The sequence below is a fragment of the Streptomyces musisoli genome (genome assembly GCF_016741855.1).
GTDB classification, from domain to species: domain Bacteria; phylum Actinomycetota; class Actinomycetes; order Streptomycetales; family Streptomycetaceae; genus Streptomyces; species Streptomyces musisoli.
Window position 1 is genome coordinate 198,302 of record NZ_JAERRH010000004.1, and the last position, 15,054, is coordinate 213,355.

Genomic DNA, 15,054 nt, shown 5'->3' on the forward strand with positions numbered 1-15,054 from the left:
AGCCAAAGACCGCTGGTCGTTGCCGTGCGCTCCAACGAGGGTGCGGTGGCCGAAGGATCCGCTGAAAAGTGGACGACCCGCGCAGGTGACTGTGGAAGAACTCCCGGGGCACACGTTTCGACGTGTGCGGCTGGTCGAGTCCGCCCCGTGCGCCTGCGCCGGGGCGTTTCGTTTTGCCCAGTCCTCCTTCGGGTCCGCGCGGTCCGAATCACCCGGAAGGAGGCCGAGGCTCTATGGCGAGGCCCGACAAGGCTGCCGCGGTTGCGGAGCTGACGGACAAGTTCCGCAGCTCCAACGCCGCCGTGCTGACCGAGTACCGCGGTCTCACCGTGGCGCAGCTCAAGACGCTGCGCCGGTCGCTCGGTGAGAACGCCCAGTACGCCGTGGTGAAGAACACGCTGACCAAGATTGCGGCCAACGAGGCCGGGATCACGCTCGACGACCAGCTCTTCGCTGGTCCGACGGCTGTCGCCTTCGTCACCGGTGACCCGGTGGAGTCGGCGAAGGGTCTTCGTGACTTCTCCAAGGACAACCCGAATCTCATCATCAAGGGCGGTGTCCTTGACGGCAAGGCGCTGTCCGCCGATGAGATCAAGAAGCTTGCGGACCTCGAGTCCCGCGAGGTTCTGCTCTCCAAGCTGGCTGGTGCCTTCAAGGGCAAGCAGACTCAGGCTGCTCAGGTCTTCCAGGCGCTCCCGTCGAAGCTCGTCCGCACCGTGGACGCGCTTCGTGCCAAGCAGGACGAGCAGGGCGGTGCCGAGTAATTCGGCTCGCTTTCTGATCCTGGCCGCCTGACGGCGGCGAGGGTCTCAGCGGGCCGACGTACGCCCGCCTCACCCAGTACATCCGGCACCCGCCGATTTAGTGGAAGGACCGCCATCATGGCGAAGCTCAGCCAGGAAGACCTGCTCGCTCAGTTCGAGGAGATGACCCTCATCGAGCTCTCCGAGTTCGTGAAGGCCTTCGAGGAGAAGTTCGACGTCACCGCCGCCGCCGCGGTCGCCGTTGCGGGCCCGGCCGGCCCGGCCGCCGCCGCCCCGGCCGAGGAGGAGAAGGACGAGTTCGACGTCATCCTCACCGGCGCCGGCGACAAGAAGATCCAGGTCATCAAGGTCGTGCGTGAGCTGACCTCCCTGGGTCTGAAGGAGGCCAAGGACCTCGTCGACGGCACCCCGAAGCCGGTCCTCGAGAAGGTCAACAAGGAGGCCGCGGAGAAGGCCGCCGAGTCCCTCAAGGGCGCCGGCGCCTCCGTCGAGGTCAAGTAAGACCTTTCCGGGTCCCTGGACTCGAACACGCGTTGAACACGGCCGCGTGGGGCGCTGAAACCGGCGTCCCCGGGCTGTAACGCGAGCGCACCGAAGAGCGATCATCCATCCGGGTGGTCGCTCTTCGGCGTATCCGGGGACCGACCGCGGTTGCCTTGCACTCGCCACGGCGGGGGGTATGGTGATCTTCGTTGTGACACCGGACGGGCCTGCTTCAGGCAGGGGGGCCTTGACGAACCGCACGCAGCGCGCAATTCTCAGGACGCGTCGTCACAAGGATCCGAATCCGAGGCATGGATCGACGACGAAGAGGGCAGTATCAACGTGCGTTGAGGGCAGCAGGCCGAGGGCGTTGACAAGGGCGTTGAGCACAACGAGGGTCTTCGAAAACCCGCACTGGACATCAGTGTGCCAAGTGGCTACACTGACCCTTTGCGCTGCCTGTTAGCTGTCCCCTGCCCGTCACCAGGGGTCTGCCCTCACTTGAGCACAGTCGACCGAAGCCCCCCTGACCTGGGGTTTCCGTCCCTGTGTACGGGGAGGGACCGGTACGCGCGTAGTGAGTCCGAGCCCTCGGAAGGACCCCCTCTTGGCCGCCTCGCGCACTGCCTCGACCGCGAATACGAACAACGGCGCCAGCACCGCCCCGCTGCGCATCTCCTTTGCAAAGATCAAGGAGCCCCTCGAGGTTCCGAACCTGCTCGCGCTGCAGACCGAGAGCTTCGACTGGCTGCTCGGCAACACCGCCTGGCAGAGTCGGGTCGAGGAGGCTCTGGAGAACGGTCAGGACGTCCCCACCAAGTCCGGTCTGGAGGAGATCTTCGAGGAGATCTCCCCGATCGAGGACTTCTCCGGGTCGATGTCCCTGACGTTCCGGGACCACCGCTTCGAGCCGCCGAAGAACTCCATCGACGAGTGCAAGGAGCGCGACTTCACGTACGCCGCCCCGCTCTTCGTCACCGCTGAGTTCACCAACAACGAGACCGGCGAGATCAAGTCCCAGACCGTCTTCATGGGCGACTTCCCGCTCATGACGAACAAGGGCACTTTCGTCATCAACGGCACCGAGCGTGTCGTGGTGTCGCAGCTGGTCCGTTCCCCCGGTGTCTACTTCGACTCCTCCATCGACAAGACGTCCGACAAGGACATCTTCTCCGCCAAGATCATCCCGTCCCGGGGTGCCTGGCTGGAGATGGAGATCGACAAGCGCGACATGGTCGGTGTCCGTATCGACCGCAAGCGCAAGCAGTCGGTCACCGTTCTGCTCAAGGCGCTCGGCTGGACGACCGAGCAGATCCTCGAGGAGTTCGGCGACTACGAGTCGATGCGCGCCACCCTGGAGAAGGACCACACCCAGGGCCAGGACGACGCGCTGCTCGACATCTACCGCAAGCTGCGTCCGGGCGAGCCCCCCACGCGTGAGGCCGCGCAGACGCTTCTCGAGAACCTTTACTTCAACCCGAAGCGCTACGACCTCGCCAAGGTCGGCCGCTACAAGGTCAACAAGAAGCTGGGTGCGGACGCTCCGCTCGACGCGGGCATCCTGACCGTCGAGGACATCATCTCGACGATCAAGTACCTGGTGCAGCTGCACGCCGGCGAGACCGAGACCACCGGTGACAGCGGCGACACGATCGTCGTCGAGACGGACGACATCGACCACTTCGGCAACCGTCGCCTGCGCAGCGTCGGCGAGCTGATCCAGAACCAGGTCCGTACGGGTCTCGCCCGTATGGAGCGTGTCGTGCGCGAGCGCATGACCACCCAGGACGTCGAGGCGATCACGCCGCAGACCCTGATCAACATCCGGCCGGTCGTCGCCTCCATCAAGGAGTTCTTCGGCACCAGCCAGCTGTCGCAGTTCATGGACCAGAACAACCCGCTGTCGGGTCTCACCCACAAGCGCCGTCTGTCGGCCCTTGGCCCGGGTGGTCTCTCCCGTGAGCGGGCCGGCTTCGAGGTCCGTGACGTGCACCCCTCGCACTACGGCCGTATGTGCCCGATCGAGACGCCGGAAGGCCCGAACATCGGTCTGATCGGCTCGCTCGCCTCCTACGGCCGGGTCAACGCGTTCGGTTTCGTCGAGACCCCGTACCGCAAGGTCATCGACGGCCAGGTCACCGACGAGGTCGACTACCTGACCGCCGACGAGGAGGACCGCTTCGTCATCGCGCAGGCCAACGCGCCGCTGACGAACGAGCTCCGCTTCGAGGAGAACCGCGTCCTGGTCCGCCGCCGTGGCGGCGAGGTCGACTACGTCGGCCCCGAGGACGTGGACTACATGGACGTCTCGCCGCGCCAGATGGTGTCGGTCGCGACCGCCATGATCCCGTTCCTCGAGCACGACGACGCCAACCGTGCCCTCATGGGCGCGAACATGATGCGCCAGGCCGTTCCGCTGATTAAGTCGGAGGCCCCGCTCGTCGGCACCGGCATGGAGTACCGCTCCGCCGTCGACGCCGGCGACGTCGTCAAGGCCGAGAAGGCCGGTGTGGTCCAGGAGGTCTCCGCGGACTACATCACCACCGCCAACGACGACGGCACGTACATCACGTACCGCCTGGCCAAGTTCGCCCGCTCCAACCAGGGCACCTCGGTCAACCAGAAGGTCATCGTCAACGAGGGCGACCGGATCATCGAGGGCCAGGTCCTCGCCGACGGTCCGGCCACCCAGAACGGCGAGATGGCCCTCGGCAAGAACCTGCTCGTGGCGTTCATGCCGTGGGAGGGTCACAACTACGAGGACGCGATCATCCTGTCGCAGCGCCTCGTGCAGGACGACGTCCTCTCCTCGATCCACATCGAGGAGCACGAGGTCGACGCCCGTGACACCAAGCTCGGCCCCGAGGAGATCACCCGGGACATCCCGAACGTCTCCGAGGAGGTCCTCGCCGACCTCGACGAGCGCGGCATCATCCGCATCGGCGCCGAGGTCATCGCCGGCGACATCCTCGTCGGCAAGGTCACCCCGAAGGGTGAGACCGAGCTGACCCCCGAGGAGCGCCTGCTCCGCGCGATCTTCGGTGAGAAGGCGCGTGAGGTCCGTGACACCTCGCTGAAGGTGCCGCACGGTGAGACCGGCAAGGTCATCGGCGTGCGCGTCTTCGACCGCGAGGAGGGCGACGAGCTTCCCCCCGGTGTGAACCAGCTGGTGCGCGTGTACGTCGCGCAGAAGCGCAAGATCACCGACGGTGACAAGCTCGCCGGCCGTCACGGCAACAAGGGTGTCATCTCCAAGATCCTGCCGATCGAGGACATGCCGTTCCTGGAGGACGGCACCCCGGTCGACATCATCCTCAACCCGCTGGGTGTGCCGTCCCGAATGAACCCGGGACAGGTCCTGGAGATCCACCTCGGCTGGCTCGCCAGCCGCGGCTGGGACGTCTCCGGCCTCGCGGACGAGTGGGCCCAGCGTCTCCAGGTCATCGGCGCCGACCAGGTCGCCCCGCGCACCAACGTCGCGACCCCGGTCTTCGACGGTGCCCGCGAGGACGAGCTGGCGGGTCTGCTCCAGCACACCATCCCGAACCGCGACGGCGAGCGCATGGTGCTCCCGTCCGGCAAGGCGCGGCTGTTCGACGGCCGCAGCGGTGAGCCGTTCCCGGACCCGATCTCGGTCGGCTACATGTACATCCTGAAGCTGCACCACCTGGTCGACGACAAGCTGCACGCCCGTTCGACCGGTCCGTACTCGATGATCACCCAGCAGCCGCTGGGTGGTAAGGCCCAGTTCGGTGGTCAGCGCTTCGGTGAGATGGAGGTGTGGGCCCTCGAGGCCTACGGCGCCGCGTACGCCCTCCAGGAGCTGCTGACCATCAAGTCCGACGACGTCACCGGCCGCGTGAAGGTCTACGAGGCCATCGTCAAGGGCGAGAACATCCCTGAGCCCGGCATTCCCGAGTCCTTCAAGGTGCTCATCAAGGAAATGCAGTCCCTGTGCCTCAACGTGGAGGTGCTGTCCTCGGACGGTATGTCCATCGAGATGCGCGACACCGACGAGGACGTCTTCCGCGCTGCGGAGGAGCTCGGTATCGACCTGTCCCGGCGCGAGCCGAGCAGCGTCGAAGAGGTCTGACGGGAGTCCGGCGGGGCCCTCACCCATGAGGGCCTCCGCCGACCCCCAGGCCCCCGTTTCAGACCACAGACTTTCGACCCTGAGAGGGATTGACGCATAGTGCTCGACGTCAACTTCTTCGACGAGCTCCGGATCGGCCTGGCCACCGCTGACGACATCCGTCAGTGGAGCCACGGTGAGGTCAAGAAGCCCGAGACCATCAACTACCGCACGCTCAAGCCCGAAAAGGACGGACTCTTCTGCGAGAAGATCTTCGGTCCGACCCGGGACTGGGAGTGCTACTGCGGCAAGTACAAGCGCGTCCGCTTCAAGGGCATCATCTGTGAGCGCTGCGGCGTCGAGGTCACGCGCGCCAAGGTGCGCCGTGAGCGGATGGGCCACATCGAACTGGCCGCGCCCGTCACGCACATCTGGTACTTCAAGGGTGTCCCGTCGCGCCTCGGCTACCTGCTCGACCTGGCGCCCAAGGACCTCGAGAAGGTCATCTACTTCGCCGCGTACATGATCACGTTCGTGGACGAGGAGCGCCGTACCCGCGACCTGCCCTCCCTGGAGGCGCACGTCTCGGTCGAGCGCCAGCAGATCGAGAACCGTCGCGACGCCGACCTCGAGGCCCGCGCCAAGAAGCTCGAGACCGACCTGGCCGAGCTGGAGGCCGAGGGCGCCAAGGCCGACGTGCGCCGCAAGGTGCGCGAGGGTGCCGAGCGCGAGATGAAGCAGCTGCGCGACCGTGCGCAGCGCGAGATCGACCGCCTCGACGAGGTGTGGAACCGGTTCAAGAACCTCAAGGTCCAGGACCTCGAGGGCGACGAGCTGCTCTACCGCGAGCTGCGTGACCGCTTCGGCACGTACTTCGACGGTTCGATGGGTGCCGCGGCGCTGCAGAAGCGCCTGGAGTCCTTCGACCTCGACGAGGAGGCCGAGAAGCTCCGCGAGATCATCCGCACGGGCAAGGGCCAGAAGAAGACCCGTGCCCTGAAGCGTCTGAAGGTCGTCTCCGCGTTCCTCCAGACGTCCAACAGCCCCAAGGGCATGGTCCTGGACTGCGTCCCGGTCATCCCGCCGGACCTGCGTCCGATGGTGCAGCTGGACGGTGGCCGCTTCGCGACCTCCGACCTGAACGACCTGTACCGCCGTGTCATCAACCGCAACAACCGTCTGAAGCGCCTGCTCGACCTGGGTGCTCCGGAGATCATCGTCAACAACGAGAAGCGCATGCTTCAGGAGGCTGTTGACGCCCTCTTCGACAACGGTCGTCGTGGTCGCCCGGTCACCGGTCCGGGCAACCGCCCGCTGAAGTCCCTCAGCGACATGCTGAAGGGTAAGCAGGGTCGATTCCGTCAGAACCTGCTCGGCAAGCGTGTGGACTACTCCGCGCGTTCCGTGATCGTCGTCGGTCCGCAGCTGAAGCTGCACCAGTGCGGTCTGCCCAAGGCGATGGCGCTGGAGCTGTTCAAGCCGTTCGTGATGAAGCGCCTGGTGGACCTGAACCACGCGCAGAACATCAAGAGCGCCAAGCGCATGGTGGAGCGCGGCCGCACGGTCGTGTACGACGTCCTCGAAGAGGTCATCGCCGAGCACCCGGTCCTGCTGAACCGTGCTCCCACCCTGCACCGCCTCGGCATCCAGGCCTTCGAGCCGCAGCTGGTCGAGGGCAAGGCCATCCAGATCCACCCGCTCGTCTGCACCGCGTTCAACGCGGACTTCGACGGTGACCAGATGGCCGTGCACCTGCCGCTGTCCGCGGAGGCGCAGGCCGAGGCCCGCATCCTGATGCTGTCCTCGAACAACATCCTCAAGCCGGCCGACGGCCGTCCGGTGACGATGCCGACCCAGGACATGGTCCTCGGTCTGTTCTTCCTCACCACCGACGGCGAGCTGCGTGACACCAAGGGCGAGGGCCGCGCGTTCGGCTCCACGGCCGAGGCGATCATGGCGTTCGACGCCGGCGAGCTCGCGCTGCAGTCGCCGATCGACATCCGCTTCCCGGTGGGCACCATCCCGCCGCGCGGCTGGACCCCGCCGGCGCGCGAGGAGGGTGAGCCCGAGTGGCAGCAGGGTGACTCGTTCCGCCTGCGCACCACCCTGGGCCGCGCGCTCTTCAACGAGCTGCTGCCCGAGGACTACCCGTTCGTCGACTACTCGGTGGGCAAGAAGCAGCTCTCCGAGATCGTCAACGACCTGGCCGAGCGCTACCCCAAGGTCATCGTGGCGGCGACGCTCGACAACCTGAAGGCGGCCGGCTTCTACTGGGCGACCCGTTCCGGTGTCACCGTGGCCATCTCCGACGTCGTCGTTCCCGAGGCGAAGAAGGAGATCGTCCGCGGGTACGAGGCGCAGGACGAGAAGGTCCAGAAGCAGTACGAGCGCGGTCTGATCACCAAGGAAGAGCGCACTCAGGAGCTCATCGCGATCTGGACCAAGGCGACCAACGAGGTCGCCGAGGCGATGAACGAGAACTTCCCCAAGACGAACCCCATCTTCATGATGGTTGACTCGGGTGCCCGAGGAAACATGATGCAGATGCGGCAGATCGCCGGTATGCGTGGTCTGGTGTCGAACGCGAAGAACGAGACCATCCCGCGTCCGATCAAGGCCTCGTTCCGTGAGGGTCTGTCCGTGCTGGAGTACTTCATCTCCACGCACGGTGCCCGTAAGGGTCTGGCGGACACCGCTCTGCGTACCGCCGACTCGGGTTACCTCACCCGTCGTCTGGTCGACGTCTCCCAGGACGTCATCATTCGCGAGGAGGACTGCGGCACCGAGCGCGGCCTCAAGCTGGCCATCGCCGAGCGTGGCGCCGACGGCGTCCTGCGCAAGGCGGACAACGCCGAGACGTCCGTGTACGCGCGCTGCCTCGCCGAGGACATCGTCGTGGACGGCAAGGTGCTCGCCCCGGCGGGTGTCGACCTCGGTGACGTCCTCATCGACCAGCTGGTCAAGGCCGGCGTCGAGGAGGTCAAGACCCGCTCGGTCCTGACCTGTGAGTCCGCCGTCGGTACCTGCGCGATGTGCTACGGCCGTTCGCTGGCCACCGGCAAGCTGGTCGACATCGGTGAGGCGGTCGGCATCATCGCCGCCCAGTCCATCGGTGAGCCCGGTACCCAGCTGACGATGCGTACCTTCCACACCGGTGGTGTGGCCGGTGACGACATCACCCAGGGTCTGCCCCGTGTCGTCGAGCTCTTCGAGGCCCGTACCCCGAAGGGTGTGGCCCCGATCTCCGAGGCCTCCGGCCGCGTGCGGATCGAGGAGACCGAGAAGACCAAGAAGCTCGTCGTCACCCCGGACGACGGCAGCGACGAGACGGCGTTCCCGATCTCGAAGCGTGCCAAGGTCCTGGTCCGCGAGGGCGACCACGTCGAGGTGGGCCAGCAGCTCACCGTGGGTGCCACCAACCCGCACGACGTGCTGCGCATCCTGGGTCAGCGTGCCGTCCAGGTCCACCTGGTCGGCGAGGTCCAGAAGGTCTACAACTCGCAGGGTGTGTCGATCCACGACAAGCACATCGAGATCATCATCCGGCAGATGCTCCGCCGCGTGACGATCATCGAGTCCGGCGACGCCGAGCTGCTGCCCGGTGAGCTGGTCGAGCGCTCGAAGTTCGAGACCGAGAACCGTCGTGTGGTCCAGGAGGGCGGTCACCCGGCCTCCGGTCGTCCGCAGCTGATGGGTATCACCAAGGCCTCGCTGGCGACGGAGTCCTGGCTGTCGGCCGCCTCCTTCCAGGAGACGACCCGAGTCCTGACGGATGCGGCGATCAACGCCAAGTCCGACAGCCTCATCGGCCTCAAGGAGAACGTCATCATCGGTAAGCTCATCCCGGCCGGTACGGGCCTGTCCCGCTACCGCAACATCCGGGTCGAGCCGACCGAGGAGGCCAAGGCCGCGATGTACTCGGCCGTCGGCTACGACGACATCGACTACTCGCCGTTCGGCACCGGCTCCGGCCAGGCCGTTCCGCTGGAGGACTACGACTACGGTCCGTACAACCAGTAAGGCGTACGTCCACTGAAGGGCGGTCACCCCACGGGGTGGCCGCCCTTCGGCGTTGCCCGGACCCGCGGGGCGGGGCTTCGGCGGGCGGGGCCGTAGAGAGCCCCCCAGGGGCGCCGTCAGGCCCGGCGGGCACGCGAGGGGCGGGTCCGGCCGGAAAGGGCCGGGAGCTCCGGGAGCAGGGCGGCGAGGGCGGGGAGGGCCCGCGAGCGCCATGGGCGGGGCGAAGGGCCGACGGGCCGCCGGGGCGGCGTGCGGAGTGCCTCGCGGCTGATCGCCGCCCGCGTGCCGGCCGTCCCAGGTGGCGGCGAATTCGCCATTTCGAAGATCGCGTAGCGTACCGGCGCTTGACAGCACCCGCACCCTGGGGCCGCTGGACCCCATTTGTTTTGACCACAGCGAATGAGGTAGGTACGCTCAGACCTTGTGCCTGGGGTGTGCCCTGGCTCCTGTGCGTGCCTACAAACCGCATGACGAGCCGCTATCGGCCACCGTAATCTGCGCCCTTTCCGCCTCGCGGCAGGAAGTCTGGCGGATTCGACACACCCGACCGCGTGGGTCGGCGACGTTCCAGGTTAGCTGTACCTATCGGCACACAGAAACCGGAGAAGTAGTGCCTACGATCCAGCAGCTGGTCCGTAAGGGCCGGCAGGACAAGGTCGAGAAGAACAAGACGCCCGCACTCGAGGGTTCCCCTCAGCGTCGTGGCGTCTGCACGCGTGTGTTCACGACCACCCCGAAGAAGCCGAACTCGGCCCTGCGTAAGGTCGCGCGTGTGCGTCTGACCAGCGGGATCGAGGTCACCGCTTACATTCCGGGTGAGGGACACAACCTGCAGGAGCACTCCATCGTGCTCGTGCGCGGCGGCCGTGTGAAGGACCTGCCGGGTGTTCGCTACAAGATCATCCGTGGCTCCCTCGACACCCAGGGTGTCAAGAACCGCAAGCAGGCCCGTTCCCGCTACGGCGCCAAGAAGGAGAAGTAAGAATGCCTCGTAAGGGCCCCGCCCCGAAGCGCCCGGTCATCATCGACCCGGTCTACGGTTCTCCTCTGGTGACGTCGCTCATCAACAAGGTGCTGCTGAACGGCAAGCGCTCCACCGCCGAGCGCATCGTCTACGGCGCCATGGAGGGTCTGCGTGAGAAGACGGGCAACGACCCGATCATCACGCTGAAGCGCGCGCTGGAGAACATCAAGCCGACCCTCGAGGTCAAGTCCCGCCGTGTCGGTGGTGCGACGTACCAGGTCCCGATCGAGGTCAAGCCCGGTCGTGCCAACACGCTCGCGCTGCGCTGGCTGGTCGGTTACTCCCGCGCCCGTCGCGAGAAGACCATGACCGAGCGTCTGCTCAACGAGCTTCTCGACGCCTCCAACGGCCTGGGTGCCGCTGTGAAGAAGCGCGAGGACACGCACAAGATGGCCGAGTCCAACAAGGCCTTCGCGCACTACCGCTGGTAGTCGCTACCCACATCGAGACCGAGAGAAGACTGAAGCCTTATGGCTACCACTTCACTTGACCTGGCCAAGGTCCGCAACATCGGGATCATGGCCCACATCGACGCGGGCAAGACGACCACCACCGAGCGGATCCTGTTCTACACCGGTGTGTCTTACAAGATCGGTGAGGTCCACGACGGCGCTGCCACCATGGACTGGATGGAGCAGGAGCAGGAGCGTGGCATCACGATCACCTCTGCTGCCACCACCTGTCACTGGCCGCTCGAGGATGTCGATCACACCATCAACATCATCGACACCCCGGGTCACGTCGACTTCACCGTCGAGGTGGAGCGCTCCCTGCGCGTGCTCGACGGTGCCGTGACGGTGTTCGACGGCGTCGCCGGTGTCGAGCCCCAGTCCGAGACGGTGTGGCGTCAGGCGGACCGCTACGGCGTTCCCCGCATCTGCTTCGTCAACAAGCTCGACCGCACCGGTGCCGAGTTCCACCGCTGTGTCGACATGATCGTCGACCGCCTGGGCGCTCAGCCGCTGGTCATGCAGCTGCCGATCGGTGCCGAGGCGGACTTCAAGGGCGTCGTCGACCTGGTGACGATGAAGGCCTTCGTGTGGTCCGCCGAGGCCACCAAGGGCGAGATGTACGACGTCGTCGACATCCCGGACACGCACACCGAGGCTGCCGAGGAGTACCGCGGCAAGCTGATCGAGGCCGTGGCCGAGAACGACGAAGAGATCATGGAGCTGTACCTGGAGGGCGAGGAGCCTTCCGTGGAGCAGCTGTACGCCGCGATCCGTCGTATCACCATCGCGTCCGGCAAGGGCACCGGCACCACGGTGACCCCGGTGTTCTGCGGCACCGCGTTCAAGAACAAGGGCGTCCAGCCCCTGCTCGACGCGGTCGTGCGCTACCTGCCGTCCCCGGTCGACATCGAGGCCATCGAGGGCCACGACGTCAAGGACGCCGAGGTCGTCGTGAAGCGCAAGCCGTCCGACGACGAGCCGCTGTCGGCGCTGGCGTTCAAGATCATGAGTGACCCGCACCTCGGCAAGCTCACCTTCGTCCGGGTGTACTCGGGCCGCCTGGAGTCCGGCTCTTCGGTGCTGAACTCCGTCAAGGGCAAGAAGGAGCGCATCGGCAAGATCTACCGCATGCACGCCAACAAGCGTGAGGAGATCGAGTCGGTGGGCGCCGGCGACATCGTCGCCGTCATGGGCCTGAAGCAGACCACCACCGGTGAGACGCTGTCCGACGACAAGAACCCGGTCATCCTGGAGTCCATGGACTTCCCGGCGCCGGTCATCCAGGTCGCCATCGAGCCCAAGTCGAAGGGTGACCAGGAGAAGCTGGGCGTCGCGATCCAGCGCCTGGCCGAGGAGGACCCGTCCTTCCAGGTCCACTCGGACGAGGAGACCGGCCAGACCATCATCGGTGGTATGGGCGAGCTGCACCTCGAGGTGCTGGTCGACCGTATGCGCCGTGAGTTCAAGGTCGAGGCCAACGTCGGCAAGCCGCAGGTGGCCTACCGCGAGACGATCCGCAAGGCCGTCGAGCGCGTCGACTTCACCCACAAGAAGCAGACCGGTGGTACCGGTCAGTTCGCGAAGGTGCAGATCGGCATCGAGCCGCTCGAGGGTGGCGACACCTCGTACGAGTTCGTGAACAAGGTGACCGGTGGTCGTATCCCGAAGGAGTACATCCCTTCGGTCGACGCCGGTGCGCAGGAGGCCATGCAGTTCGGCATCCTCGCCGGTTACGAGATGACCGGCGTGCGCGTCATCCTCCACGACGGTGCCTACCACGAGGTCGACTCCTCCGAGCTCGCCTTCAAGATCGCCGGCTCGCAGGCCTTCAAGGAGGCCGCGCGCAAGGCTTCGCCCGTGCTGCTCGAGCCGATGATGGCCGTCGAGGTCACCACGCCCGAGGACTACATGGGTGAGGTCATCGGCGACATCAACTCCCGCCGTGGCCAGATTCAGGCCATGGAGGAGCGGGCTGGTGCCCGCGTCGTGAAGGGCCTCGTGCCCCTGTCGGAGATGTTCGGCTACGTCGGCGACCTCCGCAGCAAGACGTCGGGTCGCGCAAGCTACTCGATGCAGTTCGACTCCTACGCCGAGGTTCCGCGGAACGTCGCCGAGGAGATCATCGCGAAGGCCAAGGGCGAGTAACGCACCGCGTTCGCACGCTTTAGGCTTGACTCCGGAGCCTCAAGGGGCAAACAGCCGCAAATCCATACGGATGTTTGCCCCCTGGTTCCGGGCTTTAACAGCAAAGATCACCTGGCGCCGATGAAGTAAGGCGTACAGAACCACTCCACAGGAGGACCCCAGTGGCGAAGGCGAAGTTCGAGCGGACTAAGCCGCACGTCAACATCGGCACCATCGGTCACATCGACCACGGTAAGACGACCCTCACGGCCGCCATTACCAAGGTGCTGCACGACGCGTACCCGGACCTGAACGAGGCCACCCCGTTCGACAACATCGACAAGGCGCCCGAGGAGCGCCAGCGCGGTATCACCATCTCCATCGCGCACGTCGAGTACCAGACCGAGGCGCGTCACTACGCCCACGTCGACTGCCCGGGTCACGCGGACTACATCAAGAACATGATCACCGGTGCCGCGCAGATGGACGGCGCGATCCTGGTGGTCGCCGCCACCGACGGCCCGATGCCGCAGACCAAGGAGCACGTGCTCCTGGCCCGCCAGGTCGGCGTTCCGTACATCGTCGTCGCCCTGAACAAGGCCGACATGGTGGACGACGAGGAGATCCTGGAGCTCGTCGAGCTCGAGGTTCGTGAGCTCCTCTCCGAGTACGAGTTCCCCGGCGACGACGTTCCGGTCGTCAAGGTCTCCGCTCTCAAGGCCCTCGAGGGCGAGAAGGAGTGGGTGGACTCCGTCCTCAACCTGATGAACGCCGTCGACGAGGCCATCCCGCAGCCGGAGCGCGACGTCGACAAGCCGTTCCTGATGCCGATCGAGGACGTCTTCACGATCACCGGTCGTGGCACCGTCGTCACCGGTCGTATCGAGCGTGGTGTCCTCAAGGTCAACGAGACCGTCGACATCATCGGCATCAAGACCGAGAAGACCACCACCACGGTCACCGGCATCGAGATGTTCCGCAAGCTGCTCGACGAGGGCCAGGCCGGTGAGAACGTCGGTCTGCTGCTCCGCGGCATCAAGCGCGAGGACGTCGAGCGCGGCCAGGTCATCATCAAGCCGGGCTCGGTCACCCCGCACACCTCGTTCGAGGCGCAGGCCTACATCCTGTCCAAGGACGAGGGCGGCCGTCACACGCCGTTCTTCAACAACTACCGCCCCCAGTTCTACTTCCGTACGACGGACGTGACCGGCGTGGTGACCCTCCCCGAGGGCACCGAGATGGTCATGCCGGGTGACAACACCGAGATGACGGTGGAGCTCATCCAGCCCGTCGCCATGGAAGAGGGCCTGAAGTTCGCCATCCGTGAGGGTGGCCGCACCGTGGGCGCCGGTCAGGTCACCAAGATCACGAAGTAAGTTCCGCTTGCTTCGAGGTCACTGTCTGACCTGAGGTCTCCGACCTACGAGAGGCCCGTACGACTTCGGTCGTACGGGCCTCTTCGGCGTTTCCGGAGACGTTCGCACGGATCGCCCGCTCGCCGCTCGCCGCTCGCCGACGGCCGTGTGGGCCGAGCACCTCCGACGGCGTCAACACGGCGGCGTCAACGCGACGACGTCAACGCGACGGCGGCGAAACACACCGTGACGTAGGCCGACGGCCACCGGTTGAAGTTCCGGACGGCGGATCCCACGGTGGTGCCGCAACGGCCGCCGATCGACACGGGCGGCCTGCCGGCGCTGAGTCCGGGACCGCGGGGGAGTCGGCGGCGGCAGTACGGCGAGGAGCGGTGATGGACGGCGTGCCCGGCGTGTACGGGGCGAAGAAGGACCTGGTCTCCGTGCCGGCCGTGAAACGGGCGGCGGCCAAGGCGCTGGAGGACCACATCGAACCGGACACCCGTACGGCCGGTGCGTGGGCGGACGACGACACCTGCGCGGCCGTGAAGGCGTTCGGCGCGCGGGACGGCGACGGCTGGCTGGCGTCCGGGGCGCTGCGCACGGCCCACGAGACCTGGGCCCGGCAGGTCGGCGACCTGCTGGACAGGCTGGGCGCCGAGAAGATCGCTCTGCGCGCCACGAACACGGTCCTGACCAGCGCCGACATCGGCACCGGCGGGGCCCTGCGCAAGCTGTCCGCGCTGGACCGGTACTGAGG

General features: G+C 66.2%; 9 protein-coding genes. All 9 read left to right on the forward strand.

Annotated features, from left to right (window positions below; genetic code table 11):
• The first annotated feature begins 233 nt into the window (after positions 1-233).
• Positions 234-764 carry a 50S ribosomal protein L10 gene (gene rplJ, locus JK361_RS13510; protein ID WP_184964728.1) on the forward strand — a complete coding sequence of 177 codons (531 nt, stop codon included), beginning with the start codon at positions 234-236 and terminating at the stop codon, positions 762-764.
• A 117-nt stretch (positions 765-881) separates the two neighbouring features.
• A complete protein-coding gene (gene rplL, locus JK361_RS13515; protein ID WP_201816774.1) occupies positions 882-1,265 on the forward strand; it encodes a 50S ribosomal protein L7/L12 in 384 nt (127 codons plus the stop codon).
• Between the two features lie 589 nt (positions 1,266-1,854).
• Entirely contained in the window at positions 1,855-5,340 is a 3,486-nt protein-coding gene (rpoB, locus tag JK361_RS13520) for a DNA-directed RNA polymerase subunit beta (RefSeq protein WP_201816784.1), read from the forward strand.
• A 99-nt stretch (positions 5,341-5,439) separates the two neighbouring features.
• Positions 5,440-9,339 carry a DNA-directed RNA polymerase subunit beta' gene (locus JK361_RS13525; RefSeq protein WP_201816795.1) on the forward strand — a complete coding sequence of 1,300 codons (3,900 nt, stop codon included), beginning with the start codon at positions 5,440-5,442 and terminating at the stop codon, positions 9,337-9,339.
• A 610-nt stretch (positions 9,340-9,949) separates the two neighbouring features.
• On the forward strand, positions 9,950-10,321 hold the full coding sequence (gene rpsL, locus JK361_RS13530; RefSeq protein WP_003948652.1) for a 30S ribosomal protein S12: 372 nt from the start codon (positions 9,950-9,952) through the stop codon (positions 10,319-10,321).
• Between the two features lie 2 nt (positions 10,322-10,323).
• Positions 10,324-10,794, forward strand: a complete 471-nt coding sequence (gene rpsG, locus JK361_RS13535; protein WP_003992340.1) for a 30S ribosomal protein S7 — start codon at positions 10,324-10,326, stop codon at positions 10,792-10,794.
• 39 nt (positions 10,795-10,833) lie between these two features.
• On the forward strand, positions 10,834-12,960 hold the full coding sequence (gene fusA, locus JK361_RS13540; RefSeq protein WP_201816802.1) for an elongation factor G: 2,127 nt from the start codon (positions 10,834-10,836) through the stop codon (positions 12,958-12,960).
• Positions 12,961-13,121: 161 nt separating this feature from the next.
• On the forward strand, positions 13,122-14,315 hold the full coding sequence (tuf, locus tag JK361_RS13545) for an elongation factor Tu (protein ID WP_201816804.1): 1,194 nt from the start codon (positions 13,122-13,124) through the stop codon (positions 14,313-14,315).
• 374 nt (positions 14,316-14,689) lie between these two features.
• Entirely contained in the window at positions 14,690-15,052 is a 363-nt protein-coding gene (locus JK361_RS13550; RefSeq protein WP_201816806.1) for a hypothetical protein, read from the forward strand.
• Positions 15,053-15,054: the final 2 nt, after the last annotated feature.

Excerpts from the sequence above, each read along its gene's own strand:
- rplL (WP_201816774.1), top strand. The coding sequence starts at position 882 with ATGGCGAAGCTCAGCCAGGAAGACCTGCTCGCTCAGTTCGAGGAGATG.
- rpsG (WP_003992340.1), top strand. The coding sequence starts at position 10,324 with ATGCCTCGTAAGGGCCCCGCCCCGAAGCGCCCGGTCATCATCGACCCG.
- rplJ (WP_184964728.1), top strand. The coding sequence starts at position 234 with ATGGCGAGGCCCGACAAGGCTGCCGCGGTTGCGGAGCTGACGGACAAG.
- JK361_RS13550 (WP_201816806.1), top strand. The coding sequence starts at position 14,690 with ATGGACGGCGTGCCCGGCGTGTACGGGGCGAAGAAGGACCTGGTCTCC.
- fusA (WP_201816802.1), top strand. The coding sequence starts at position 10,834 with ATGGCTACCACTTCACTTGACCTGGCCAAGGTCCGCAACATCGGGATC.